Source organism: Rhizobium sp. Root1212, from assembly GCF_001424985.1.
GTDB lineage: Bacteria > Pseudomonadota > Alphaproteobacteria > Rhizobiales > Rhizobiaceae > Pararhizobium.
The window spans coordinates 47,661-71,818 of the sequence record NZ_LMDA01000023.1; the positions used below are offsets into that span (position 1 = coordinate 47,661).

Genomic DNA, 24,158 nt, shown 5'->3' on the forward strand with positions numbered 1-24,158 from the left:
TGTTAACATTCCATTGTGCGGAAACTTGCGTTGATAAAACCCAATGTATCGGCGGCTAAGCCTTGTGGGACAGGTGTCAGAGCCGGGTGGAGGACCCACGTCCCGGCGTGCGGGGCCGGTAGAGGCCGACGAGCATTTCGCGGAAAACCTGGAATGTTTTCGGGTGGGTGCCGCTGCGATAGACGAGCTGCATCATGCAGTCGAAATTGTCCTCGTGCGGCGGCAGTTTCCGCAGCCTGCCGCAGGCGAGATAAGAGGCGGCGGCATGATCGGGCAGCAGGCCGATATAGTCGCCGCTCAGCGTGAACAGCAGCTGTGCCTCGATCTGGTCGACGATGCGGTCGGCCTCGATGACCTGCTGGCTTTTCTTGCGCTCGCGGCTCCAGTAGCCGCGATGCACCCAGACGCATTTGTCCATGTCCTGCTGGGTGATGCTTTCGGCGGGTGTCGAAAACAGCGGGTGACCCTTGCCGCAATAGACCGAATGGCGCTCCTCGTAGAGGCTGATATAGGACAGGCCCTTGATCTTGTTGTCGAAACTGCCGATGCCGGCGTGGATTTCTCCCTCGGCGAGCCGGCGCAGGACGCCACCGGGCTTTTCCACCTCGATCTCGATGCGGATGCCGGGGGCCTCGTCGTTCAGCCTGTGGACCACCTCGGTCAGCCTGAATTCCGGATCGGAGGCGACACAATCGACGACGGCGATCTTCAACTGGCCCACGAGGCTGCCCTTGAGCGCCGTCAGCGACATCGAATGATGGTCGATCCGCCGCAGCAGGTCGACGGCGATCTCATGTACCTGCCGGCCCTTGTCGGTGAGCTGGAAGCCGCGCCGGCCGCGCTGGCACAGAATGACCCCAAGCCGTGTTTCCAAGGCGGTGATGTGGTTCGAAATGGTCGGCTGGCTGAGGCCCAGTTCGGCTTGCGCTGCCGAAAACCCGCCGTTGCGGACGACGGAATCGAACACGGAGAGAAGATGCAGATCGGCGCCTGAGATTTTCATCATTCATTGAAAGCGGCAAATCCAACGCGATGTAAAGCGTGATTTTTAGGACGAAGGCTGCCCCCTATCATCCTGTCGACCGGCGAAGATGTCGCCACCGCTTCAGACAGGAGAATTACAATGAGCGCAGTCATCCGACTTTCCCGCGAGGGCCTGAGCAACGGGCCGATGGAAGCCTGCTCGGTCGTTCCGTCGGAGGCCGTGCTGAGCGGTTCTCCGAGCGAAACCGGCGCGATGCACTATGAAGCCGGCAAGGGCAAGTTCCTCGTCGGCACCTGGGAATGCACGCCCTATGCAGAGACCCTGGCCTATCCCGAATCCAGCGAATTCTGCGTGGTGATCTCGGGCCGGGTGGCGCTGACGAATGCCGACGGCAGCGTCGAGGAATTCGGCGCCGGCGATTGCTACATCGTGCCGAAGGGCTTCGAGGGCCGCTTCGAAGTGCTGGAAACCCTGCGCAAGATCTACGTGCTCTTCAACGATTGATTTCGGAGGGCGGCCGGGAAGGCCGCCCCTCATCCCCCCAACATGATGTGAGACAATCATGCTTGCCGATCGCGCCCTGGCGAACGTCACCTTCTATCCCTTCTGGCTTGAACGGCCGGATGCTCCGGCTCCCGAAGCGCCGCTCATCGGCCGCACGGAAGCGGACCTCCTGATCGTCGGCGGCGGTTTCACCGGGCTCTGGGCGGCGATCCTTGCCAAGGAGGCGGAGCCATCGAAGAACGTGGTGCTGATCGAGGCGGAAAACATCGCCTGCGGCGCCTCCGGGCGTCCCGGCGCCATCGTCTCGACGTCGGTGATGCACGGCCTGCACAATGCCGTCAGGGTGTTTCCCAAGGACATCGCCATGCTCGAAGCCTTGGGGCAGGCCAATATCGCCGGCTTCCTCGGCACGCTCGACCGGCACGGCATCGATTGCGATGCGGAGTGGAACGGCGAGCTGACGGTCGCCGTCGGCAAGGAGAACCTGCCGACGCTACGTGAGGAATACGAACTGCACGAGCGCCATGGCCATGACGTGGTGCTGATGAATGCCGAGGAGACCCGCGGGCAGCTGGCCTCGCCGCTGTTTGAAGGCAGTCTCTGGGCAAAGAAGAATAGCGGCACCCTGCATCCGGCACGGCTTGCCTGGGGGCTGAAGCGGGCGGCACTGTCGCTCGGGGTGCGCATTCACGAACATACGCCGCTGCTCGGCATCAGCGACGAAGGTGGCACCGTTGTCGCAGCGACCCGCGACGGCCAAGTGCGGGCGCGTAAGGTGCTGCTCGCGACCAATGCCTTTGCGGCCGGCCACGATCACATCAAGAAGCGTGTGGCGATGGTGCGCGACCGTATTTTGATGACGGAGCCGCTGAGCGACGAGCAGATGGATCGCATCGGCTGGCGCAATCGTCAGGGCGTCTACGACACCCGCACCCAGCTCAACTACATGCGGCTGACGAAGGACAACCGCATCCTGTTCGGCGGCCGGCTCGGCTATTTCTACGGCGGACCGCGTGACCCGCGGCTTGACCGCACGCCCGCGCCTTACAAGCGGTTGGCGGAAGCCTTCTTCCACACCTTTCCGCAGCTCGACGATGTCGGCTTCACCCATGCCTGGAGCGGGCCGATTGCGCTGACGACGCGCATGGCGGTGCATTTCCAGACCTATCACGGCGGCAAGGTGGTCTATGCCGGCGGCTATTCCGGCTTCGGGGTTTCCGCCAGCCGCTTCGGCGCCGATATCGGGCTCGCCAAGCTGAACGGAGCCACGCGCCCCGAACTCGAATGCGATTTCGCCCGCACCATGCCGGGCACCATCCCGCCCGAACCCTTCCGCTATTTTGGCGCGCGCATGACGATGTATGCGCTCGATACCGCAGACAGCAAGGGCGGCTGGCGCAACCTGTGGCTCAAATTCGTGGGTAAGCTCGGCTTCCCCCTGTCCTGATGTCCCTTGGCCTGAACCGATAAGCGAGACCATGACGAACTACGATCGAGACGAAACCACCTTCATCGACGGTGTCTGGGAAACCGGGCAGGGCAGCATGGTGCTGGACGTGGTCGATCCTTCGACCGGTGCAGCTTTTGCCAAGGTTAGAACCGCGAGCGACGAGCAAGTCGAGCGCGCGGCCGTTGCCGCTGCGCGGGCCTTCGGTCCCTGGGCGCAACTGTCTGCCGAGGAACGTGCCGGTTATCTCCGCGGCTTTGCCCGCGGGCTGGAAAGCAGGGCGGCGGAACTCGAAACGCTGCAGATGATCAACAGCGGCAAGCCGCGGATCGAAGCTTCGATCGATCTTGGCGATGCGGTCGCGACCTTCGATTATTATGCCGATCTCATCGAGGAGCGTGCTCGCAGCGCACAGATCGAAACGAGCCTTGGCGGCGGCAATCACCGGGGCCGCGTGCGGCATGAGCCGATCGGGCCGGTGGGGCTGATCGTTCCGTGGAATTTCCCGCTGGTCACCAGCGCGTGGAAGATCGCGCCGGCGCTTGCGGCCGGCTGTACGGCGGTCCTCAAACCCTCCGAGGCGACGCCGCTGGCCGAATTGTTCTATGGCGACATCGCCCGCGAGATCGGGCTGCCGGCCGGCGTGCTCAACATCGTCACCGGCGCGGCCGCTGTCGGCAAGGCGCTGACGGGGGCGGAGGCCCTGCGGAAAATCTCCTTTACCGGCTCGAATGCGGCCGGGGCAAAGGTCATGGCCTCGGCAGCCGTGCGCGGCCTTCCGGTCTCCCTCGAACTTGGCGGCAAGTCGGCGATCATCGTCACGGAAGATGCCGATCTCGATCTGGCGGCGGAATGCGTGGCGGCCGGCATCCTCTTCAATGCCGGGCAGGTCTGCTCGGCGACCTCAAGGCTTCTCGTGCATGAAGCCATCGAAGCGAAACTGCTGGAGGCGCTGGTGGAGCGGGTGCGCGGCATGGCCGTTGCCTCTCCCTTTGCCGAACAGTGCGACATGGGGCCGCTGACGACCCTGGAGCAACTGCGCAAGGTGGATGGCTATTTTGCAGCGGCCCGTGCCGAAGGTTGCGATTGCCTGACGGGCGGCCGTAAACTCGACGGTCCCGGCTATTTCGTCGCCCCGACGATCTATCGCGATGTCGATGTTGCAAGCCCGATCTGGACGCAAGAAATCTTCGGGCCGGTGCTGGCGACCCGCCGTTTCAGGAACGACGACGAAGCGATCGCGCTTGCCAATGCTTCGGATTTCGGGCTGGCGGGCAGTGTTGTCGCCGGTGATCCTGCTCGGGCCGAGCGTCTGGCCGACGGGATGGACGCCGGTCATATCTGGATCAACACGCCGCAGATCGTCTATCCGCAGAGCGCCTGGGGCGGGTTCAAGTCGAGCGGCATCGGCCGCGAGCTTGGCCCCTGGGGGCTTGCCAGCTACCAGGGTGTAAAGCACATCACCTCGGCCGCCTGAACTCCATCGAACGACCGCAGACATAACCGGGAGGAACCCATGACTGTTATCGCCGACCTGATCATCCGCAACGGAGCCATCCGCACCATGGACGAGGCCCGCCCGGCCGCGCAGAGCATCGCGGTGCTCGGCAACCGCATCATCCGCGTCGGCTCGGATGCGGAATGCGCGCAGCTGCAAGGACCGGAAACCAAAGTGATCGATGCCAGGGGCGCGACCGTGCTGCCCGGCTTCAACGAAGCGCATCTGCACATTTTCGGCGGCAGCATCTCGTTGCAGCAGCTGTCGATCGCCACCGTCAAGGGCGTCGAGGACCTGGCGGCGCGCATTGCCGACTGGCGGGCGCAGCATCCGGGCCTCGGCTTCATCGTCGGGCATTCGGCGCTTTACAATTTCATCTCCGACGAACGCATGCCGACGCGCGAGGACCTCGACGCGGCCTGCCCGGATCTTCCGGTGTTCATCTCCTCGGCCGACCATCACACCGCGTGGGCGAACACGGCGGCGCTGAAGCTCGCCGGTATCGAGCGGGGTGCCGAGTTGCGGTCCGGCAGCGAGGTCGTGGTGGGGGCGGATGGCCTTGCGACGGGCGAGCTGCGGGAAGCGCCGGCCATGAACCTCGTCTACGGGCTTTCGCCGTCGGGCGGCCGGGATATCCTCGGTGCGGTCACCAGCGCGGAGGAAAGCGGCATCACCGCCGAAGAGCGCGCCGAAGACATGGCGGCAATCCGCAAGGGCCTCGCCTACTGCGCCGAAAACGGCATTACCTCCATCCAGAACATGGACGGCAACTACTATCAGCTCGACATGCTCCGGGAGCTTCACGCCAATGGCGAATTGCCGGTCAGGGTACGTGTACCCCTTCTCTTCAAGCCCGGTACCGCCGTCGAGGAAATCCGCAACGCTGCAGATTGGCGCGAAGAGTTCCAGAGCGATTTCCTGACCTGCGATTTCGTCAAGCTCTTCGCCGATGGTGTCGTGGAATCGGGAACCGCCGTGCTCGTCGATGGCTATACCGATGCGCCTGATCATAACGGCACGCCGCTTTTCCCCGGTAGCGAACTGAGCGAAGCGATCGGCCTTGCCGATGCGCTCGGCTTGCAGGTCGCCGTGCACGCGATCGGCGACGGCGCCGTCCGGCAGGTACTGGATGCCTATGAGGATGCACGCAAAAACAATGGCAAGCGCGATTCCCGCCATCGCATCGAGCACATCGAGTTGTTGCAGGACAGCGATTTCCCGCGCTTCGGCGAACTCGGGGTCGTCGCCTCGATGCAGCCGGCCCATCCGCCGGCGGCGATGGATTTCCCGGCGGAAACCTATCTGCCGCGCATCGGTGTCGAACGCGAGGATATCGCCTTCCGTACCCGCGAACTGCTGGAAGCCGGCGTGCCGCTGGTGTTTTCGTCCGACTGGCCGGTTGCGCGGCTCGAGCCGCTGGCCAGCATACAAGCGGCCGTGACCCGCAAACCCTGGCGCGAGGGCGGCAAGGACCAGTCGGTCACCGTCGATCAAGCGCTGTACGCTTATACGCGGGCGGGCGCCTGGGTGGAGTTCAAGGAAGACCAGAAGGGCAAGATCGCGCCGGGCTTCCTGGCCGATATCATTATCCTCGATACCGACCTTGCCAATGTTCCCGATACCGGCCTGTCCGGTGTCTCGGTTGCCGTTACCATTTGCAATGCGACGGTGACCTACGCCAAGGACGGTCTTCTCTGATCGGCTGACCTGAAGCTCGGCGGACTGCGGGTCTCGGCCCGCCACGAACCGCGCGCAGGGAGATGCCATCTTCCTGACGGTTTCGATGCCCTTGTCGATTACGCAGCCGGCGGCTGAGCAATCCGCGCGTCTGTCAGGTTCATTCCGAACCGGACAGACGCTCGATCCTTCTCTTTTCGTTTGTCTTTTCGGGAAAACCGGTTCCCGCTTTTCCCTGACAAACTCCAAAAAAAACGGGCGCCCTTTTGGAGCGCCCGGCATGGTTTTTTTGTTTGCCCCTCAGCTGCGGGGCTTCAGGTTTTCCGGGTCGTAGAGCGGCTTGTAGCCGATGCCGACCACCTCGACCGGATAAGTTTCCGCGAAATATTCGACGTTCAGCTTGCGGCCTTCCTGGGCATAGGCATGGGGCAGGTAGGCGAGCGCGATGTTCTTGCCGATGGTCGGGCCGAAAGCGATCGAGGTCGTGTAGGAGCGGCGGCCGAGGTCGTCGATCAGGACTTCGCCGGTCTCCGGGTCCATGACCGGCAGGGTGCCGACCGGGTAACGCTTCACACCGTTTTTATCCGTGTTTTCGGTCATGACCAGCGTGCAGAGCATGGCGGGCTGATGATCACGCGCCTTGTATTCCAGATGCTTGGCCTTGCCGCGGAAATCGGCTTCCTTCACCTTCGGGCGGGCAAGATCGGCTTCGATGAGGTTGTACTGGGTGAGCAGGTCGGCGTTCTGCAGCCGCAGGCTCTTTTCCATGCGGCGGGAGTTGGCATAGGTCTCGACGCCGAAGGCCATGACGCCGGTGGCGCGCAACGCGTCCCAGACGGCAAGGCCGTCCTCGTACTTCATGTGCAGTTCCCAGCCCTGCTCGCCGACATAGGAGATGCGGAAGGCCGTCACCTTCTTGCCGGCGATTTCGATCTGCTTGATCGCGGCGAAGGCGAAGTTTTCCTGGTCGAGACCGGCCGGATCGGCCACCACCTTTTTCAGCGTCTCGCGGGCGTTCGGACCCCAGATGCCGATGGTGATGTACTTTTCCGACGTGTCGGTGATGGTGACGTCGAGGCCACGATCTTGCGCCACGCGCTTCATATAGTGGAAGTCTCGCGGGCCGGCATCGGCGCCGTTGACGAGGCGGCAGCGGTCGGTCATGCGGAAGACGGTGAAGTCGGCGCGCACCATGCCTTCGTCATCGAGGAAGTGGGTGTAGATGCCCTTGCCGATATTGCCGTCGCCGCCGATCTTTGCGGCGCAGAGCCATTCGAGCAGTTCGACATGGTCGGGGCCTTCGATGTCGACCATGTGGAAGTGCGAGAGGTTGACGATGCCGCAATCCTCGCTCATCGCCAGATGCTCGGCGTTGGAAACGCGCCAGAAGTGGCGGCTGTCCCATTCGTTTTCGCGCACCGGAACGCGGTCGCCGTATTTTTCCAGCAGGTGCTCGTTGGCGGCGTAGCCGTGGGCACGCTCCCAGCCGCCAAGTTCCATGAAGTAACCGCCGAGTTCCTGTTCACGCTCGTAGAAGGGCGAGCGCTTGACGTTGCGGCCCGTCGCATAGGGTTCGCGGGTGTGCACGGCGGGGAAGTAGATCTTCTGGGCGGCCTCGAAGGTGCGGCCTTCGATGAACTTCTCTTCCAACTGGTGCGGGTAGAAGCGGGCGTAGTCGATTGAGTTGTGGTCGATCTCGGTGCGGCCGTCGGTCATCCAGTCGGCGATCAGCTTGCCGTAGCCGGGGCCGTCCTTGACCCAGATGGCGACGCAATACCACAGGCCGCGCACCTTCTGGCTTTCGCCGCAGGACGCGCCGCCGCCGGCGGAAACCTGCAACAGGCCGTTGAAGGAATGGCCTTCGTTATAGCCGAGTTCGCCGAGGATCGGCGTCAGTTCCATCGCCTTTTCGAGCGGCTCGAGAATCTGCTCCATGTCGAGGTCGCGTTGCGACGGCGACAGACGCGCCTCATGCTTTTCGAGGATGTCGCGCGGGTGGCAGAGACGCGGATTGGTCTGCTCGTAATAGCCCCACTCGATCTGGCCGCCTTCGGTGGTCTTCGGATCGCCGGTGTCGCGCATATAGGCGGAGTTGCCCTGGTCGCGCAGCAGCGGGAAGCCGATTTCCTTGCCGGTGCCTTCGAATTCGTTATACGGGCCGAAGAACGTCAGCGGGTGATCGACCGGCATGACCGGCAGGTCTTCGCCGACCATTTCGGCGATCAGGCGACCCCAGATGCCGGCGCAGACGATGACGTGATCGGCCATGATCGTGCCGCGATGGGTGACGACGCCCTTGATGCGGCCGCCTTCCGTTATCAGCGACTGGGCCGGCGTATTGCCGAAGACCTTGAGCTTGCCCGACTTTTCGGCAGCGTCGACCAGCTTGCCCGCAACCGTCTGCGAGCGCGGGATGACGAGGCCGGCATCGGGATCGAACATGCCGCCCATGACCTGATCTTCCTCGATCAGCGGGAACATGGCCTTGATTTCAGACGGAGAGACGTAATGGGCGCGGGTGCCGAACGCCTTGGCGGAAGAGAGCTTGCGCTTGATCTCTTCCATCCAGGCGTCGTCGCCGGTGCGGGCGACTTCGAGGCCGCCGATGCGGGCGTAGTGGCCCATCTTCTCGTAGAAATCGATTGAATACTGGGTGGTCCAGACCGAGAGATAGTCGTGGCTCGTCGTGTAGCAGAAGTCGGAGGCATGGGCCGTCGAGCCGATATCGGTCGGGATGCCCGACTTGTCGATGCCGACAATGTCGTCCCAGCCGCGCTCGATCAGGTGATGGGCGATCGAGGCGCCGACAATGCCCCCCAGCCCGATGATGACGACCTTTGCCTTTTGCGGGAACTCTGCCATTGCGTGGAATCCTGATTGAAGGTTTGGCCTGATTGAGGGTTGGCCTGATTGAAACCGTGGCCGGATTTTAGAGTCTGCCGGATCGCGATCAGAGCCTGTCTACGACATTCTCATCGTGTTGCACGACCGGATGCGACATGGGGGCCGGCGCCTTGGCGGGCGCCGGTTTCGGATCAGCCCATGCGCTCGGAGGCGTAGGAGCCGGGGCTCGCGGGGAAGACGATGGTCTTGTTGCCGTTCATGAACACCCGCTGGTGGATATGGGCATGCACGGCGCGGGCCAGCACCTGGCTTTCGACGTCGCGGCCGATCGAGACATAGTCGTCCGGCGACTGGGCATGGGTGATGCGGGCGACGTCCTGCTCGATGATCGGACCTTCGTCGAGATCCTCGGTGACGTAGTGGGCGGTGGCGCCGATCAGCTTCACGCCGCGCTCGAAGGCCTGCTTGTAGGGATTGGCGCCCTTGAACGACGGCAGGAAGGAGTGGTGGATGTTGATGATCTTGCCCGACATCTTCTTGCAGACGGCATCCGACAGCACCTGCATGTAGCGGGCGAGCACGATGAGTTCGGCGCCGGACTGCTCGACCACTTCCATCAGCCGGGCTTCGGCCTGAGGTTTGTTCTCCTTGGTCACCTTGATGTGGTGGAAGGGGATGTCGTGGTTGACGATGACCTTCTGGTAATCGAAATGGTTGGAGACGACGCCGACGATCTCGATCGGCAGCGCGCCGATCTTCCAGCGATAGAGCAGGTCGTTGAGGCAATGGCCGAAACGCGACACCATCAGCAGCACCTTCATGCGGTGCTCGCTGTCGAGCAGATCCCAGTTCATCGCAAATTTATCGGCGACCGGGGTNAGGCAATGGCCGAAACGCGACACCATCAGCAGCACCTTCATGCGGTGCTCGCTGTCGAGCAGATCCCAGTTCATCGCAAATTTATCGGCGACCGGGGTGAAGCCTTTCTGCAGTTCTTCCATGGTCGCACCTTCCTGGCTGGTGAAGGTGAGGCGCATGAAGAACAGGCCGGTCTGCAGGTCGTCGAACTGCGAGCTGTCGACGATGTAACAGCCCTTGTCCGCAAGATAGCCGGTGATGGCCGCAACGATGCCGCGGGTGGATTTGCAGGATACGGTCAGCACATAGCTTTTCATCGAGGTCTCTCAAATTCGGGGTCTGTCCGATGTCGGATCGTGCATGAAGCTATCGTGCTCGCTGCCCGTCCGTCCATCCGTTTCGCGACATCCGATAGCAGGAACAGGCCATCATGCGGCAGGAAAATCGAACGGCGACCCCCGAAAAGACGAACGGCGCCTCCGGGAGACGCCGTGTCGGTGGATGAGATGGGAGGGCGATCAGAATTCTTCCCAGTTGTCCTCGGCTCTTGCGGCATTGCCGTGGAAGGCATGGGAGACCTGTGCCACCATGCGCCGCGCCGGCGAGGGGACGGGCCGGGCGCGGGTTTTTTCCACCGCGACCGGCGCAGAACCGACCTTGAACTGGCCGAGCATGGCAAACAGCGCCTCGGCTTCCCGTGCCAGCGAGTGGCTGGCGGCCGTCTGTTCTTCGACCATGGCCGCATTCTGTTGCGTATCCTGGTCCATCGCGTTGACGGCGTGGTTGATTTCCTGAAGCCCGGTCGCCTGTTCGCGCGCGCCGCCGACGATGGCCGAGACGTTGGTGTTGATGTCCCCGACCTGGGCGACGATCAGTTCCAGCGCCTTACCGGTTTCGCCGACGAGCGCGACCCCGCTCTTGACGTGTTCGCCCGAAGTATGGATCAGCGCCTTGATCTCCTTGGCGGCGGTGGCCGAGCGCTGGGCAAGCTCGCGCACTTCCTGGGCGACGACGGCGAAGCCCTTGCCGGCATCGCCGGCGCGGGCTGCTTCGACACCGGCGTTCAGCGCGAGCAGGTTGGTCTGGAAGGCGATATCGTCGATGACGCCGATGATGTTGGAGATGCCGCGGGAGGAATCCTCGATCTGGCTCATGGCGGCGACGGCGCTGCGCACCACCGCGCCCGAGCGCTCGGCATTGTCGCGGGTGGCGGCGACGAGCTGTCCCGCCTCTTCGGCGCGGCGGCTGGTGTCGGCGACGGTGGTGGTGATCTGTTCGAGCGCTGCGGCGGTCTCCTCCACCGAAGCGGCCTGCCGTTCGGTGCGCTTGGCAAGATCGTCGGCGGCGGAGCGGATTTCGCCGGAGCCGGCGGCGATCGCCTGGGCGTTGTGGCCGACCGATTGCATCGCTTCGCGGAGCCTTGCGACGGCATCGTTGAAATCGTGGCGCAGTTTTTCCATCGAGGGCACGAAGGGCTTGTCGAGAACCTGCACCAGATCGCCATCGGCAAGGCTCTTCATCGCGGTGGCCAGCGCCGAGACGGCGGTCATGCGTTCGGTCACGTCGGTCGCGATCTTCATCACCTTCACGACTTTACCGCTGGTATCGACGATCGGGTTGTAGCTCGCCTGAATCCAGATTTCCTTGCCGCCCTTGCCGTAGCGCACGAATTCGTTGGCGAGGAATTCGCCGCGGGCGAGGCGCTGCCAGAACTGGCGATAGTCGTCGCTCGCCGCATAGGTCGGATCGCAGAACATGCGATGATGCTGGCCCTTGATCTCGGAGAGCTGGTAGCCGAGCGCGCCGCAGAAATTCTCGTTGGCGGTCAGGATTTCGCCGGCGGGCGTAAATTCGATCACCGCCTGCGAGCGGGAGACGGCGGTAAGCTTGCCGGCATCCTCAGTCGCCTTCAGTTTGATGGCGGTGATGTCGGTCGCGAACTTCACCACCTTATAGGGCTTGCCGCCGCGGAAGACCGGGTTGTAGGAGGCCTCTATCCAGATATCGGCGCCGCTCTTGGTGATCCGGCGATATTGCCGGCTCTGGAATTCGCCGCGGGCGAGCTTGTCCCAGAATTCGCGGTATTCCGGGCTTGCGACCTCTGACGGGTCGACGAAGATGCGGTGGTGCTTGCCCTTGATTTCCGCCAGCGAATAGCCGAGCGCAGCGCAGAAATTTTGGTTGGCGGTAAGGATGTTTCCCTGAAGATCGAATTCGATGATGGCCTGCGACTTGTCCATTGCGGCGAGGATCGCGCGGGCATCGCCGCCAAATCCCGGAATGTGCATGCTCATACGTCGCCTCCTAGCGATTCACGGTGGTTTTCCCCGGTGTGTGGACGGGGCATGCGCATGCGCTGGCCGGGACGGCCAGTCGTTCTGTCTCGGGTCCGTCCGTAAGTTCCGGCCGGATGGCTTGCTAAAGGATATGTTTCTTATGCAACTATTGGTATATTTTAGTAAAGGATTGATTAAAATTTTCTGCGAAATAAGACGTGAAAAATCAATGCGGTTTTTAAACCGTGAGCGGCGAAGTCAACATTTGTTGCCTGAGATGACGGTTTCTGCATCCGAAAATTGATTTAGGCACGCATCAAATAGAGGGATATTTCCGGGTGGTGTGGAATCTGCTTGCCACCGCGCGGGTCGGCACTAAACTTGAACCGGATTTTCAGGATGGGTGACGGCATGCAGACGGGCGTGAAGCTGGAGGAAAGCTGGAAGGCGGCGCTCGCCGGGGAGTTTTCCCAGCCCTATATGGCCAGCCTGAAATCCTTCCTCCAGGAACAGAGGGCGCTGGGCAAGGCGATCTTTCCGCGCGGCTCGGAATATTTTCGCGCACTCGACCTGACCCCGCTCGACAAGGTGCGTGTGGTGATCCTGGGGCAGGACCCCTACCATGGCGAGGGGCAGGCACACGGGCTGTCCTTCAGTGTGCGGCCGGGCGTGCGGGTGCCGCCGTCGCTCGTCAATATCTTCAAGGAACTTCGGGAGGATCTCGGCATCCAGCCGGCACCCCATGGTTTTCTGGAGCATTGGGCGCAGCAGGGCGTGCTGCTGCTCAACAGCGTTTTGACGGTGGAGCGCTCGATGGCGGCCTCCCATCAGGGCAAGGGCTGGGAGCGCTTTACCGATGCCATCATCCGCGCGGTGAACGAGCAGCCGCATCCGGTGGTGTTTATCCTGTGGGGCTCCTACGCCCAGAAGAAGGCGGCCTTTGTCGATCGCAACCGGCATCTGGTGCTGCGCTCGGCACATCCTTCGCCGCTTTCAGCCCATAACGGCTTTTTCGGCAGCCGGCCCTTTTCGCAGGCGAATGATTTCCTCGTTTCCAAGGGCTACGCGCCGATCGACTGGGCCTTGCCGGACAATCCCTGATCTGCGACAGAGGCGGCGGCCCTGGCGTTACGCCGAGCGACGACGGTCTCGCGCCAGACGGTGAAGATGCCGGCGGCGACGACGATCGCCGAGCCCACGATCATATTGAGGTTCAGGGTTTCCCCGAAGATCGTCACGCCGATGGCCGAGGCATAGACCAGCTGCAGATAGGTCAGCGGCTGCACTTCCGAGGCATCCAGATATTCATAGGCCTTGATCAGGCTGAAATGGCTGGTCGTGCCGGTGATGCAGAGCAGGCCCATCCAGAACCAGTCGTGCGGGGCAAGCGGCGTCCAGTAGAAGGGGCCGACGAGGCTGATCGCCACCATGCCGGCCACGCCCGTATAGAGGAAACTGGTGACGGAGGTGTCGTCGCGGCTGACCAGCCGCGTGGCGATGACATAGAAGGCGAAAACCAGCGCCGAGGCCATGGGGATCAGCACGTTCAGGTCGAAATGGGTGCCATCCGGCTTCAGGATCAGCAGAACGCCAAGCAGCCCGACGGCGATCGCCGTCCAGCGCCGCCAGCCCACCCGCTCGCCGAGGATCGGCATCGACAAAAGCGCGACGAAGATCGGGCCGGAGGCGAAGATCGCCTGTGAATGGGCAAGGCCGACCGTGGCGAAGGACGTGATGACGACGACGATCTGTCCGGCAAGAAGAACGCCCCGCAAAATCTGCAGCACCGGCCGGCGGGTGCGAAAGGCCGCCTTGAGCCCACCCGGCGCGCGCGCGGCAAAGGCGAGCGCGAAGATCGCGAAGGCCCAGTAGCGGATCATCGTGATCAGGACGGGCGGATAGATGCTGCCCAGATATTTCGAGATGGCATCCTGAATGGAGAAGATGGTGATCGCCAGAAGGACGAAGATATAGCCGGTGCGCTTGGAGGACATGATAGGCAGTCCTAACCCGCTGATGATGCGGAGGCTACCGGTATTTTTGGATGGGGATGGAAAGAGCTTGCGGGTTGTGCCTTCTCCCCGCCTGCGGGGAGAAGGTGCCCGAAGGGCGGATGAGGGGGCGAACCCTCGGCATTTTCGGCAATCGAGGCTTTGCCCCTCACCCTAGTCCTCTCCCCGCAGGCGGGGAGAGGGGACGACGGAGCGCACCTGGACGGTTCCCACCTTGTGGGACGTCCCTGGCTCAATCCTCGCGGAAGGTTCGCCGCATCTGCTCTGTCAGCGGCTTGGCGAGGTAGGAAATCACCGTCCGGTCGGCGATCTTCATGAAGACCTCGGCCGGCATGCCCGGATAGAGCGTCAGGCCCTTGAGTTTCTTCAGGCTTTCAGGCTTCGGGCGCACGCGCAGCGGATAGTAGCTGACGCCGGTACGCTGGTCGGTCACGAGGTCCGGCGCGATCGTCACGACCTCGCCGTCGACGACGGGCGTGGTGCGCTGGTTGAAGGCGCTGAACACCAGTTCGGTCGGCTGGCCGACGCGGATCTGGTCGATATCGTGGGGCGCGACCTTGGCTTCCACCGTCAGGTTATCTGCCTCCGGCACCACCAGCATCAGCACTTCGCCGGGGTTGATGACACCGTTCACGGTGTGCACCGCCAGCTGGTAGACGCGGCCGGCCAGCGGTGCGCGGATGTCGAGGCGCTTCAACTGGTCGACGGCGGCGACCTGCCGGTCCTCGTATTCGGAAATCTTGGCTTCGACGTCCGTCAGGTCCTTGGCAATCTCGGTGCGGCGGTCTTCACCCAACTGCAGGATCTGCAGGTCGATTTCGCTCGACTTGCCGGCGGCCTGAGCGCGGGCCGCGATGCGGGCGCCGCGGTCGCCTTCGAGCTGGGCGCGTTCGCGCTTCAGCGTCGTCACGCGCTGCATCGAGACGAGGCCGTCCTTATAGAGCTTTTCAAGGCCGGTCAGTTCCTCGGCGATCAGCTTCAGCGCATCGTCGATGGCGCCGAGCTGCACGGTCAGGCCCTCGGTCTCGTCGGCGAGCTGTTCCTTGCGGGAGGCGAGCTGGCTCTTCATGCCGGCAAGGGCGTTGACACGGCTGACGAAGAGCTTGCGCTCGCCGTCTTCCAGAACGTCGGCGGCATTGCCGGTGGTGAGCTTTGACAGGTCCTCAGGAATCTTGAAGCTCGTCGCATCGGTCTGTTCGGCAAGCAGGCGGGCGCGGCGGGCATAGAGCTGCGCCAGCGTGTTCTGCACGATCGAGAGGTTTGCGCGGACGGTCGTGCCGTCGAGCCGGATCAGAACCTGGCCGGCTTCGACGCGGTCGCCTTCCTTGACCAGGAGTTCGCCGACGATGCCGCCCGTCAGATGCTGGATCTTCTTGACGTTGTTTTCGACGACGACGGTGCCGCCGGCAACGATGGCGCTGGAAAGCTCCGTCGTTGCCGCCCAGCCGCCGATGCCGACGACGAGAGCGGTGGAAAGGACCAGCACGGCCGTCATGTGACGGGCGAGCGAGCGGCGGGAATTTACGGGTTTCTGCTGCATGTCAGTCACGTGCGTTATCCTGTCCTTCACCGACGACCTTCAGGTTCGCCGCCCCTGCCACTTGCGGGGTGCGGTTCTCCTGGCGCAGGATCTTCGCCAGCACTTCTTCCTTGGGACCAAAGGCCTGCATGCGGCCTTCGCTCATCATCAGCACCATGTCGGCGGCGGCAAGCGCGCTCGGCCGGTGGGCGATGACGATGACGATGCCGCCACGCTGGCGGACACTGACGATCGCTTCGCTCAGCGCCTGCTCGCCTTCGGCATCGAGGTTCGAGTTCGGCTCGTCGAGAACGACGAGGAAGGGCTCTCCGTAGAGCGCACGGGCGAGAGCCACGCGCTGGCGCTGGCCGGCGGAAAGATTGGCGCCGCCATCGCCGATTTCGGTCTCGTAGCCGTTCGGCAACTTGAGGATCAGGTCGTTGACGCGGGCCGCGCGGGCAGCGGCGACGACGGCATCCGACGAGGCGTCTTCCTCGAAGCGGGCGATGTTCTGCGCGACGGTGCCGGCGAAAAGCTCGACATCCTGCGGCAGGTAGCCGATATGGCGGCCGAGGCGGTCGCTATCCCACTGGTCGAGCGCCGCGCCATCAAGACGCGCCGAGCCACGGAAAGCGGGCCAGATGCCGATCAGGGCGCGGGCAAGCGACGACTTTCCCGATGCGCTCGGGCCGATGACGCCAAGCGCGCTGCCGGCGCGGAGGGTGAAATTCACATCCGCAAACGTCAGGCGCTGGGCGCCGGGCGGGCCGCCGGCCAGGCCTTCGGCCGTCAGGCGTTCGCGCGGAGCCGGCAGTTCCAGCGGCGCGTCGCGCTCGGGCAGGACCTTCAGGAGTTCGTTGAGGCGGGCCCAGCTCTGGCGGGCGGCGACGAAGCCGCGCCAGTTGCCGATGGCAAGCTCGACCGGAGCAAGCGCACGGGCTGTCAGGATCGAGCCGGCGATGATGATGCCGGGGGAGGCCAGGCCTTCGATGACCAGCACGGCGCCGGTTGCCAGAACGCCCGACTGCAGCGCCATGCGGAAGACCTTCGAGACGGCGCCGTAGCCGTTGCCGACATCCGAGGTGATGCGGTTTTCCTCGCGATAGGTGGCGTTGCGTTCGTCCCACTTGACCGACATGCGGCCGAGCATGCCCATGGCCTGCATGACTTCGGCATTGCGCTGCGAAGACTGGGCGAAGGCGTTGCGCAGGTTGCCGGCTTCGGCGGCGCGCTTGGAGGGCGCCTGGGTGCCGCGGTTGGTGAGGAAGGTCAGCGCGATCAGGATCAGCGAGCCGACGATCGAAACGATGCCGATGATCGGATGGAACAGGAAGCAGATCAGGATGTAGAACGGCAGCCAGGGCAGATCGAAGAAGGCGGCCGGGCCGCTGCCGGAGAGGAAGGCGCGCACCTGATCGAAATCGCGCAGCGCCTGCAGGCCGTCGCCCTGCGTCCTGATCTTCAGCGGCGCCTGGACGATGGCGCGGTAGATGCGGGCGCTCATGGCCTCATCGAGGGCGCCGGCAATGCGCACCAGCATGCGGCCGCGCATCATCTCGAAGGCCCCCTGGAAGGCGTAGAGCAGGAGGGCGAGGATGCAAAGCGCGATCAGCGTCGGGATGCTGCGGCTCGGCAGAACGCGGTCATAGACCTCGAGCATGAAGAAGGAGCCGGTGAGATAGAGCACATTCACCAGCGCGCTGGCGATGCCGACGCCGATAAAGGCGGTTTTGCAGTTTCTAAGCGCCTGTACAGGTTCGGAGGCGCGCTGGTTCTGGGATAATGTCATTCGTCCGCTCGTCGCTGTGAGGCCGTTGGCCTGCCTTACTCAATGCGAGTTTATTGGTAGAAGCTTGCCGCTCCGTCACCTGTTACCCTTGAAACAGGGCGTCAGGTTTCGACGACAATTGTAGACCGGCGGCAATTCTGCAGCCCCTGCTTTCGCTGATTTGCCTATCTTTCCTTCCGCAAATCAAGCTTTTCCATAGTTCAAACGTGTTCCGGCCGGTCTCGCGGTGGAGATGTCTGGTTTTTTCCATGTTTTATTTTGAATAAAACAGGAATCGAATTGTCTGGCCATCATCACTTGGTATTTCCACTTACGCCCATCGGACCATACGGTGGTCACCGGGTTACGGGGTGGCTTGCATCTCTCCGGCTGATCCTCCAAACAACGATGGAGTTGGTGGAGATTTCCATGAGGCACATTCTGATCGTCGGCATCGGTGCCGGCAATCCTGAACATATTACGATCCAGGCGATCAATGCGTTGAACTGTGCGGAGGCGCTTTTCTTGCCTAAGAAAGGCGAGAACAAGGCAGACCTCGCTAATATACGCCGCGATATCATCGATCGCTACGTGACACGCGACGGAATCCGCGTCGTCGAATTCGACGTGCCTGTGCGTGAAACCCGCGACCGGACCTATGACCGCAGCGTCGACGACTGGCATGCGACGATCGCTGAAATCTATGAGGAATTGCTCGAAAACGAGGTGCCGGAAAACGGCAAGGCGGCCTTTCTCGTCTGGGGCGATCCGATGCTGTACGACAGCACGATCCGCATCATCGAGCGGGTGAAAGCGCGTGGTCATATTTCTTTCGATTTTTCTGTGGTTCCCGGCATAACCAGCCTGCAGGCACTGACGGCAGCGCATCGGATTCCGCTCAATCTGGTTGGAAAACCGGTGGAGATCACCACCGGACGGCGGCTTTTGGAAAGCGTCATAAAGAAGGGCCGCACCAAGGTCATCATGCTCGACGGCGAGCAGGCCTTCCTGAAGGTCGACGATCCCGAGGTCTGGATTTACTGGGGCGCTTATCTCGGCACGGAGCACGAGATCGTCCTTTCCGGCCCGCTGCATCAGGTGCGCGACGAGATCGCCAGAACCCGCGCCGAGGCGCGGGCGCGGCATGGCTGGATCATGGATATCTACCTGATGCGCTCGGGCGCGGATTTCGACGAATAGGCTCTGCATCGTCTGCGTCCTTTTGCTTCGTTTTGCGGGATGGCGGCGGGTTTGCCGGTCGGCTAGGATGGCCTTATGGGTGCTGAAGACGCCGCCGGGAGCTGGATGGACGTGGAGAGAGTGAGCGCAAAAGAGGGATCGCAGGCGGGCGGTGCAGCCTCCATCGTGCTCGCCGATCGCCGTCGCGGGGCCTGTCCGACGCTGTCGCGGCCGATGCAGACGGGCGACGGGCTGCTCGTGCGCCTGCGGCCGGCCACGCCCGGCCTTTCGCCGGATGAGATGATCGCGCTTGCCAGGGCGGCGCGGAGGCATGGCAACGGCATTCTCGACATTACTGCACGCGGCAATGTGCAGATCAGGGGGCTTTCTCCCGATACCGTCGGTCCCCTGGCGCAGGCGATTGCCGAGGCCGGTATTGTCCCTGTGCAGGGGCTTGCGATCGAAACCCCGCCGCTTGTGGGATACGACCCCACGGAAATCTGCAATCCGCTGCCGCTTGCGGCAGAACTGCGATCCACGGTCGAGGCCGCCTTGCCGCCGCTCATTCTGGCGCCGAAGCTTTCGATCATTGTCGATGGCGGCGGCTGTCTCGGTCTCGGCGGTGTTGTCGCCGATATCCGGCTGATGGCGGAGGTACGGGACGAAAAGGTTTTGTGGCGGCTGGCTCTGGCCGGGGATGCGCGGACGGCGACGGTGGTTACGCTGTTGCCGGCGGATGCGGTGGTCGGCGTCGTGATGGACCTGTTGCGGCAACTCTCGGCGCTTGGGCCGATGGCGCGGGGGCGTGACCTTGCTGTTGCACTGAAAGACGAAGGCGGGGCGGCTGTTTCGCAAAGGCATCCCGCCGGGGTGCATCGGCTCGGCTCCGGCCGCGTCGTGCTGGGCGCGGCGCTTGCCTTCGGACAGATCGAGGCTGAAAGCCTGATTGCTTTCGTCGAGGAGACGAGGGCGCTTGGTGCGGTGGAGTATCGGCTTGCGCCGGACCATGCCCTGCTGGTCCTGGGCCTGACGTTGAAGGATGCAGAGGCGTTTTCCGACTGTGCGGCGCGATGGGGACTGCGGCCGGACCCGGATGACAAGAGCCATCATATCGCCGTTTGCGCCGGTCGGGGAGCCTGTGCTTCCTCCATGATCGATACCAAGGGGACGGCGCGACAGCTGATGGCCCATGCGCCCGCGTTACTTGACGGGTCGCTTGCGGTTCACGTCTCCGGCTGCGCCAAGGGATGCGCCCATCCGGCCGCTGCGGCGTTGACGCTTGCCGGTGCGCCAACAGGCTATGGGCTTGTCGTAAATGGGGCTGCTTCCGCCGTCCCAAGCGTCTACATCGGCGAGGATAAGCTCGCGCCCGCGCTTTCGCATCTCGATGCGTTGGTGCGGAACGAGAAACACGCTGGCGAATCGGCGCGCGCCTGCCTAACACGGCTCGGCGCGACCCGTATTATCGCCGCGGTCCAACAGGAATAGAGATGCCTGAATACGATTATATCCGGGATGGGAACGCCATCTACGAACGTTCCTTTGCCATCATTCGCAGCGAGGCCGATCTTTCGCGCTTCTCCGAAGACGAAGCCGATCTGGCGGTGCGCATGGTGCATGCCTGCGGCCTGGTGGACGCGGCCCGGCATTTCGAGTTTTCTGAAGGCTTTGTCGACGCGGCGCGCGATGCGTTGAAGGCCGGTGCTCCGATCTTCTGCGATGCCTTCATGGTGGCGCAGGGCGTGACGCGCGCCCGGCTTCCGGCCGACAACGAAGTGATCTGCACGCTGCGCGAACCGGAAGTGCCGGAGATCGCGCGCGACATCGGCAATACCCGTTCGGCAGCAGCGATGAAGCTCTGGCTGCCGAAGCTTGCCGGTTCGGTCGTGGCGATCGGCAATGCGCCGACGGCGCTGTTCTATCTTCTGGAGCTTCTGCGCGATGGCGCGCCGAAGCCTGCTGCGATCATCGGCATGCCGGTCGGCTTCGTCGGGGCGGCTGAATCCAAGGATGCACTGGCGGAAAATTCCTATGGCGTGCCCTATGCCATCGTCCGCGGACGCCTTGGCGGCAGCGCCATGACGGCGGCGGCGCTGAATTCGCTCGCGAGGCCGGGCCTGTGAGCGCGGCGGGGCGGCTGATCGGGGTCGGGACGGGTCCGGGCGATCCGGAACTCTTGACCGTGAAGGCGGTGAAGGCGCTGGAGCGCGCCGATGTGCTCGCCTATTTCGCCAAGGAAGGCCGGCGCGGCAACGGGCGGGCGATCGTCGACGGGCTGGTGAAACCCGGCATCGTCGAATTGCCGCTCTACTATCCGGTGACGGTCGAGATCGACAAGGATCACGACGATTACAAATCCAGCATCACTGCCTTCTATGACGCTTCGGCGCGGGCGGTTGCGGAGCATCTGGACGCCGGGCGCACGGTTGCGGTGCTGAGCGAAGGCGATCCGTTGTTTTACGGCTCCTACATGCACCTGCATGTGCGGCTTGCCGGGCGGTTTAAGGCCGAGGTCATTCCGGGCATCACCGCGATGTCCGGCTGCTGGTCGCTGGCGGGCGTGCCGATCGTGCAGGGAGATGACGTTTTGTCCGTCCTGCCCGGCACGATGGCGGAAGCCGAGCTTGGCCGCAGGCTTGTCGATACCGAAGCGGCCGTGATCATGAAGGTCGGTCGCAACCTGCCGAAGATTCGCCGCGCCCTTGCCAAGGCCGGGCGGCTGGAGCAGGCGCTTTATGTCGAGCGCGGCACGATGGCGAATTCGGCGCTGACGCGGCTTGCCGAAAAGGAGAATGACGAGGCGCCGTATTTCTCGCTGGTGCTGGTGCCCGGCTGGAAGGACAAGCCATGAGCGGCAAGCTTTACGTCATCGGCACCGGGCCGGGCGGCGCGCAGCAGATGACCCCGGAAACGCGGGCAGTGGTGGAAGCGTCCGACGATTTTCTGGGTTACGGCCCCTATCTCGACCGGCTGTCGCTCAGGCCTGATCAGAACCACATCGCTTCCGACAATCGCGAGGAACTGGACCGCGCCCGCGCGGCGCTGGAACTGGCGGCGTCGGGCCGCAAGGTCTGCGTCGTTTCCGGTGGCGATCCTGGTGTGTTCGCCATGGCGGCGGCTGTCTGCGAGGCAATCGATGCCGGGCCGGACGAATGGCGGGCGATCGATCTCACCATCTTGCCGGGGGTGACGGCGATGCTGGCGGTGGCAGCCCGCGTCGGCGCGCCGCTCGGGCATGATTTCTGCGCGATCTCGCTGTCCGACAATCTGAAGCCCTGGGATGTCATCACCCGACGCCTGCGGCTGATGGCCGAGGCCGGCATGGTGATTGCGCTCTATAACCCGATCAGCAAAGCGCGGCCGTGGCAGCTCGGGGAGGCTTTTGTCCTGTTGCGGGAGGTTCTTCCGGCCGAGACGCCGGTGATTTTCGGGCGTGCTGCGGGGCGGCCTGATGAGCGCATGCAGATCATGCCGCTTGGGGATGCGGATGCCGCGAAGGCCGATATGGCGACTTGCGTCATCATCGGCTCGCCGGAGACGCGGGTGATCGAGCGTCCTAGCCAGTCGCCGCTGGTCTATACGCCGCGTTTCATCGCCGGGGAGAGGATGTGATCGACGGCCAAGAGCGCTTCCGCCACGGTCCCGACCGCCTGCACATCGGGCGTCGGCCGGCGCTCGACCATGATCACCGGCAGGCCGAGACGGCGCGCAGCGGCGATCTTGCCATGGGTGGCATCGCCGCCGCTGTTTTTGGCGACGATGATGTCGATACGGTTTTCGGTGAGCAGACTGTATTCGTCCGCTTCGGCGAAGGGGCCGGCGGAGAGGATGTAGCGGACATCCGGCACGGCGAGCGGCGGGGTGACCGGATCGACGCTGCGCACGAGATAATGGTGCTGCGGGGCGCATTCGAAATGAAAGGCTTCCTGCCGGCCGATGGCGAGGAAGACGCGCTTCGGCGTTTCGCCAAGAGCGGCTGCGGCTTCGGTCATGGTGGCGACGCTGGTCCAGCGGTCGCCCTGCTGGCGCTCCCAGGCGGGGCGGCGAAGCGCGACGAGCGGCGTGCCGGTAAGGCCGGAGGCTTCGGCGGCATTGGCCGAGATGCGGGCGGCGAATGGATGGGTGGCGTCAATCATCAGGTCGATGGCGTGGTTGCGGAGATAGGCAGCCAGCCCTTCCGGGCCGCCGAAGCCGCCGCTGCGGACGGGGACGGGCTGCGCCATCGGTGTTTCTGTGCGGCCGGCGAGCGACAGGGTGATGTCGAGGTCGCCTCTTTCGGCCAGTTTCCCGGCCAGACGGCGGGATTCCGTTGTGCCGCCAAGGATCAGAATATGGGGCTTGCGCATGGCTGAAACGACATCCTCGGACGGGCGTTGGTTGACGATTATCGGCATCGGCGAGGATGGTCTAGCCGGTCTCGGCGACGAGGCCAAGCGGGCGATTGCATCGGCGGTCGTCGTCTTCGGCGGCAAGCGGCATATTGCTTTGGCAGAAGCGGCGATTGCCGGCGAGAGCCGTTTCTGGCTAAGCCCGTTCGAGCGGTCGGTGGAGGAGGTTGCTGCACTGCGCGGCACGCCGGTCGTGGTGCTTGCTTCTGGAGATCCCTTCTTTTTCGGTGTCGGGGTTACGCTTGGCCGGCGGATCGGCCAGGAGGAGATGCGGGTCATTCCGGCGCCCTCCGCTTTCAGCCTTGCCGCATCGCGCATGGGCTGGGCATTGCAGGATGTGGTGACCGTTTCGCTGCATGGACGGCCGCTCGATCTCATCCGCCCGCATCTGCAGCCGGGATCGCTGGTGATTGCGCTGACCTCGGATGAGAAGGGGCCTGAGGCTCTGGCGCAGCTTTTGACGGAAGAGGGTTTTGGCGCTTCGCGGCTGACGGTGCTGGAGGCGCTGGGCGGCGAGCGGGAGCGGGTGACGAGCGTTGTGGCTTCCGCTTTTGCGATCAGCGGCATCGATCCTCTGAACGTCTGCGCAATCGAGATTCAGGCGGATCAGGATGCACGGGTGTTGACCTTGGCATCGGGGCTGGATGACGGGCTCTTCGAGCATGACGGGCAGATCACCAAGCGCGAAATTCGGGCGGTGACGCTATCGGCGCTGGCGCCGCGCCGGGGAGAGTTGCTGTGGGATATCGGCGGCGGATCGGGTTCGATCTCGATCGAATGGATGCTCTGCGATCCGGCGATGCGGGCGATTGCCATTGAGGCTTCGCCGGAAAGGGCAGCGCGGATTTCGCGCAATGCGGCCCGTTTTGGCGTGCCGGATTTGCGGGTCGTCGAGGGCGCGGCGCCAGCAGCGCTCGAAGGTTTGCCGATGCCGGACGCGATCTTCATCGGTGGTGGGGGTAGTGAGGACGGGGTGATGGAAGCGGCACTTTCCGCCCTTCGTCTCGGCGGGCGGCTGGTTGCCAATGCCGTCACGACGGAGATGGAGGTGCTGCTGCTTGCCTGTCAGTCTAAGCTGGGTGGCAGCCTGACCCGCATCGAAATTGCCCGCGCTAGCCCTGTCGGCAGCATGACGGGGTGGAAGCCGGCGATGCCGGTGACGCAATGGACTTGGGTGAAGCCCGTTTGAGATAAGGACCGCCC

The 24,158-nt window shown here is 63.6% G+C and carries 19 protein-coding genes and 1 pseudogene; 11 read left to right on the plus strand and 9 right to left on the minus strand.

Annotated features, from left to right (window positions below; all coding sequences use genetic code 11):
* Nucleotides 1–76: 76 nt before the first annotated feature.
* A complete protein-coding gene (locus tag ASC86_RS18365) occupies nucleotides 77–1,006 on the minus strand; it encodes a LysR family transcriptional regulator (RefSeq protein WP_056324456.1) in 930 nt (309 codons plus the stop codon).
* Nucleotides 1,007–1,123: 117 nt separating this feature from the next.
* Here ASC86_RS18365 and ASC86_RS18370 point away from each other — a divergent pair, with 117 nt between their 5' ends.
* The 4 genes from ASC86_RS18370 to ASC86_RS18385 are packed head-to-tail and all read left to right on the plus strand — an operon-like array spanning nucleotide 1,124 to nucleotide 6,132.
* Nucleotides 1,124–1,489 (plus strand): cupin domain-containing protein, encoded by a 366-nt coding sequence (locus ASC86_RS18370; protein ID WP_056324460.1) that lies wholly within the window; start codon nucleotides 1,124–1,126, stop codon nucleotides 1,487–1,489.
* A gap of 58 nt (nucleotides 1,490–1,547) precedes the next feature.
* On the plus strand, nucleotides 1,548–2,936 hold the full coding sequence (locus ASC86_RS18375) for an FAD-dependent oxidoreductase (RefSeq protein ID WP_056324462.1): 1,389 nt from the start codon (nucleotides 1,548–1,550) through the stop codon (nucleotides 2,934–2,936).
* A gap of 31 nt (nucleotides 2,937–2,967) precedes the next feature.
* The gene (locus ASC86_RS18380) at nucleotides 2,968–4,413 is read left to right on the plus strand and encodes an aldehyde dehydrogenase family protein (RefSeq protein ID WP_056324465.1); all 1,446 of its coding nucleotides are present in this window, start codon (nucleotides 2,968–2,970) and stop codon (nucleotides 4,411–4,413) included.
* Between the two features lie 39 nt (nucleotides 4,414–4,452).
* A complete protein-coding gene (locus tag ASC86_RS18385; RefSeq protein ID WP_056324468.1) occupies nucleotides 4,453–6,132 on the plus strand; it encodes an amidohydrolase in 1,680 nt (559 codons plus the stop codon).
* A 279-nt stretch (nucleotides 6,133–6,411) separates the two neighbouring features.
* On the opposite strand, the gene ASC86_RS18390 is transcribed toward ASC86_RS18385, so the two are convergent.
* From ASC86_RS18390 to ASC86_RS18400, 4 genes and pseudogenes are all read right to left on the minus strand, one after another.
* Nucleotides 6,412–8,973 carry an FAD-dependent oxidoreductase gene (locus tag ASC86_RS18390; RefSeq protein WP_056324471.1) on the minus strand — a complete coding sequence of 854 codons (2,562 nt, stop codon included), beginning with the start codon at nucleotides 8,971–8,973 and terminating at the stop codon, nucleotides 6,412–6,414.
* A 173-nt stretch (nucleotides 8,974–9,146) separates the two neighbouring features.
* On the minus strand, nucleotides 9,147–9,833 hold a 687-nt coding region (gene purU / locus ASC86_RS18395), incomplete at its 5' end, for a formyltetrahydrofolate deformylase (RefSeq protein WP_210173812.1).
* Nucleotide 9,834: 1 nt separating this feature from the next.
* A pseudogene (locus ASC86_RS26700) lies at nucleotides 9,835–10,130 on the minus strand (ACT domain-containing protein); the annotation flags it as partial.
* Between the two features lie 201 nt (nucleotides 10,131–10,331).
* Nucleotides 10,332–12,101, minus strand: a complete 1,770-nt coding sequence (locus ASC86_RS18400) for a PAS domain-containing methyl-accepting chemotaxis protein (RefSeq protein ID WP_156387123.1) — start codon at nucleotides 12,099–12,101, stop codon at nucleotides 10,332–10,334.
* A gap of 399 nt (nucleotides 12,102–12,500) precedes the next feature.
* Here ASC86_RS18400 and ung point away from each other — a divergent pair, with 399 nt between their 5' ends.
* Entirely contained in the window at nucleotides 12,501–13,190 is a 690-nt protein-coding gene (gene ung, locus ASC86_RS18405; RefSeq protein WP_056325152.1) for a uracil-DNA glycosylase, read from the plus strand.
* Here ung and ASC86_RS18410 read toward each other — a convergent pair.
* The 3 genes from ASC86_RS18410 to ASC86_RS18420 form a co-directional block, all read right to left on the minus strand.
* The gene (locus tag ASC86_RS18410; RefSeq protein WP_056324479.1) at nucleotides 13,151–14,083 is read right to left on the minus strand and encodes a DMT family transporter; all 933 of its coding nucleotides are present in this window, start codon (nucleotides 14,081–14,083) and stop codon (nucleotides 13,151–13,153) included. The two genes, ung and ASC86_RS18410, sit on opposite strands and share 40 nt — an antisense overlap.
* A 250-nt stretch (nucleotides 14,084–14,333) precedes the next feature.
* The gene (locus tag ASC86_RS18415; protein WP_056324482.1) at nucleotides 14,334–15,641 is read right to left on the minus strand and encodes an HlyD family type I secretion periplasmic adaptor subunit; all 1,308 of its coding nucleotides are present in this window, start codon (nucleotides 15,639–15,641) and stop codon (nucleotides 14,334–14,336) included.
* Between the two features lies 1 nt (nucleotide 15,642).
* Nucleotides 15,643–17,409 carry a type I secretion system permease/ATPase gene (locus tag ASC86_RS18420; protein WP_056324485.1) on the minus strand — a complete coding sequence of 589 codons (1,767 nt, stop codon included), beginning with the start codon at nucleotides 17,407–17,409 and terminating at the stop codon, nucleotides 15,643–15,645.
* Between the two features lie 408 nt (nucleotides 17,410–17,817).
* On the opposite strand from ASC86_RS18420, the gene cobF reads away from it, so the two are divergent.
* The 5 genes from cobF to ASC86_RS18445 all read left to right on the plus strand — a co-directional run bounded on the left by cobF (nucleotide 17,818) and on the right by ASC86_RS18445 (nucleotide 22,179).
* On the plus strand, nucleotides 17,818–18,588 hold the full coding sequence (gene cobF, locus ASC86_RS18425; RefSeq protein WP_056324490.1) for a precorrin-6A synthase (deacetylating): 771 nt from the start codon (nucleotides 17,818–17,820) through the stop codon (nucleotides 18,586–18,588).
* A gap of 75 nt (nucleotides 18,589–18,663) precedes the next feature.
* A complete protein-coding gene (gene cobG / locus ASC86_RS18430; protein WP_280136988.1) occupies nucleotides 18,664–20,055 on the plus strand; it encodes a precorrin-3B synthase in 1,392 nt (463 codons plus the stop codon).
* Nucleotides 20,056–20,057: 2 nt separating this feature from the next.
* A complete protein-coding gene (locus ASC86_RS18435; RefSeq protein ID WP_056324493.1) occupies nucleotides 20,058–20,690 on the plus strand; it encodes a precorrin-8X methylmutase in 633 nt (210 codons plus the stop codon).
* On the plus strand, nucleotides 20,687–21,418 hold the full coding sequence (locus tag ASC86_RS18440; protein WP_056324496.1) for a precorrin-2 C(20)-methyltransferase: 732 nt from the start codon (nucleotides 20,687–20,689) through the stop codon (nucleotides 21,416–21,418). Before ASC86_RS18435 ends, ASC86_RS18440 begins: the two co-directional genes overlap by 4 nt.
* On the plus strand, nucleotides 21,415–22,179 hold the full coding sequence (locus ASC86_RS18445) for a precorrin-3B C(17)-methyltransferase (protein ID WP_056324499.1): 765 nt from the start codon (nucleotides 21,415–21,417) through the stop codon (nucleotides 22,177–22,179). Before ASC86_RS18440 ends, ASC86_RS18445 begins: the two co-directional genes overlap by 4 nt.
* Here ASC86_RS18445 and ASC86_RS18450 read toward each other — a convergent pair.
* A complete protein-coding gene (locus tag ASC86_RS18450; RefSeq protein ID WP_056324503.1) occupies nucleotides 22,143–22,913 on the minus strand; it encodes a cobalt-precorrin-6A reductase in 771 nt (256 codons plus the stop codon). The genes ASC86_RS18445 and ASC86_RS18450 overlap by 37 nt on opposite strands.
* Between ASC86_RS18450 and ASC86_RS18455 the strand changes: the two genes are divergently transcribed.
* Nucleotides 22,912–24,144, plus strand: a complete 1,233-nt coding sequence (locus ASC86_RS18455; RefSeq protein WP_056324506.1) for a bifunctional cobalt-precorrin-7 (C(5))-methyltransferase/cobalt-precorrin-6B (C(15))-methyltransferase — start codon at nucleotides 22,912–22,914, stop codon at nucleotides 24,142–24,144. The two genes, ASC86_RS18450 and ASC86_RS18455, sit on opposite strands and share 2 nt — an antisense overlap.
* Nucleotides 24,145–24,158: the final 14 nt, after the last annotated feature.

Coding starts and splice junctions, on each gene's coding strand:
- ASC86_RS18365 (WP_056324456.1), bottom strand. CDS start 1,006: ATGATGAAAATCTCAGGCGCCGATCTGCATCTTCTCTCCGTGTTCGAT.
- ASC86_RS18370 (WP_056324460.1), top strand. CDS start 1,124: ATGAGCGCAGTCATCCGACTTTCCCGCGAGGGCCTGAGCAACGGGCCG.
- ASC86_RS18375 (WP_056324462.1), top strand. CDS start 1,548: ATGCTTGCCGATCGCGCCCTGGCGAACGTCACCTTCTATCCCTTCTGG.
- ASC86_RS18380 (WP_056324465.1), top strand. CDS start 2,968: ATGACGAACTACGATCGAGACGAAACCACCTTCATCGACGGTGTCTGG.
- ASC86_RS18385 (WP_056324468.1), top strand. CDS start 4,453: ATGACTGTTATCGCCGACCTGATCATCCGCAACGGAGCCATCCGCACC.
- ASC86_RS18390 (WP_056324471.1), bottom strand. CDS start 8,973: ATGGCAGAGTTCCCGCAAAAGGCAAAGGTCGTCATCATCGGGCTGGGG.
- ASC86_RS18400 (WP_156387123.1), bottom strand. CDS start 12,101: ATGCACATTCCGGGATTTGGCGGCGATGCCCGCGCGATCCTCGCCGCA.
- ung (WP_056325152.1), top strand. CDS start 12,501: ATGCAGACGGGCGTGAAGCTGGAGGAAAGCTGGAAGGCGGCGCTCGCC.
- ASC86_RS18410 (WP_056324479.1), bottom strand. CDS start 14,083: ATGTCCTCCAAGCGCACCGGCTATATCTTCGTCCTTCTGGCGATCACC.
- ASC86_RS18415 (WP_056324482.1), bottom strand. CDS start 15,641: ATGCAGCAGAAACCCGTAAATTCCCGCCGCTCGCTCGCCCGTCACATG.
- ASC86_RS18420 (WP_056324485.1), bottom strand. CDS start 17,409: ATGACATTATCCCAGAACCAGCGCGCCTCCGAACCTGTACAGGCGCTT.
- cobF (WP_056324490.1), top strand. CDS start 17,818: ATGAGGCACATTCTGATCGTCGGCATCGGTGCCGGCAATCCTGAACAT.
- cobG (WP_280136988.1), top strand. CDS start 18,664: ATGGGTGCTGAAGACGCCGCCGGGAGCTGGATGGACGTGGAGAGAGTG.
- ASC86_RS18435 (WP_056324493.1), top strand. CDS start 20,058: ATGCCTGAATACGATTATATCCGGGATGGGAACGCCATCTACGAACGT.
- ASC86_RS18445 (WP_056324499.1), top strand. CDS start 21,415: ATGAGCGGCAAGCTTTACGTCATCGGCACCGGGCCGGGCGGCGCGCAG.
- ASC86_RS18455 (WP_056324506.1), top strand. CDS start 22,912: ATGGCTGAAACGACATCCTCGGACGGGCGTTGGTTGACGATTATCGGC.
- ASC86_RS18450 (WP_056324503.1), bottom strand. CDS start 22,913: ATGCGCAAGCCCCATATTCTGATCCTTGGCGGCACAACGGAATCCCGC.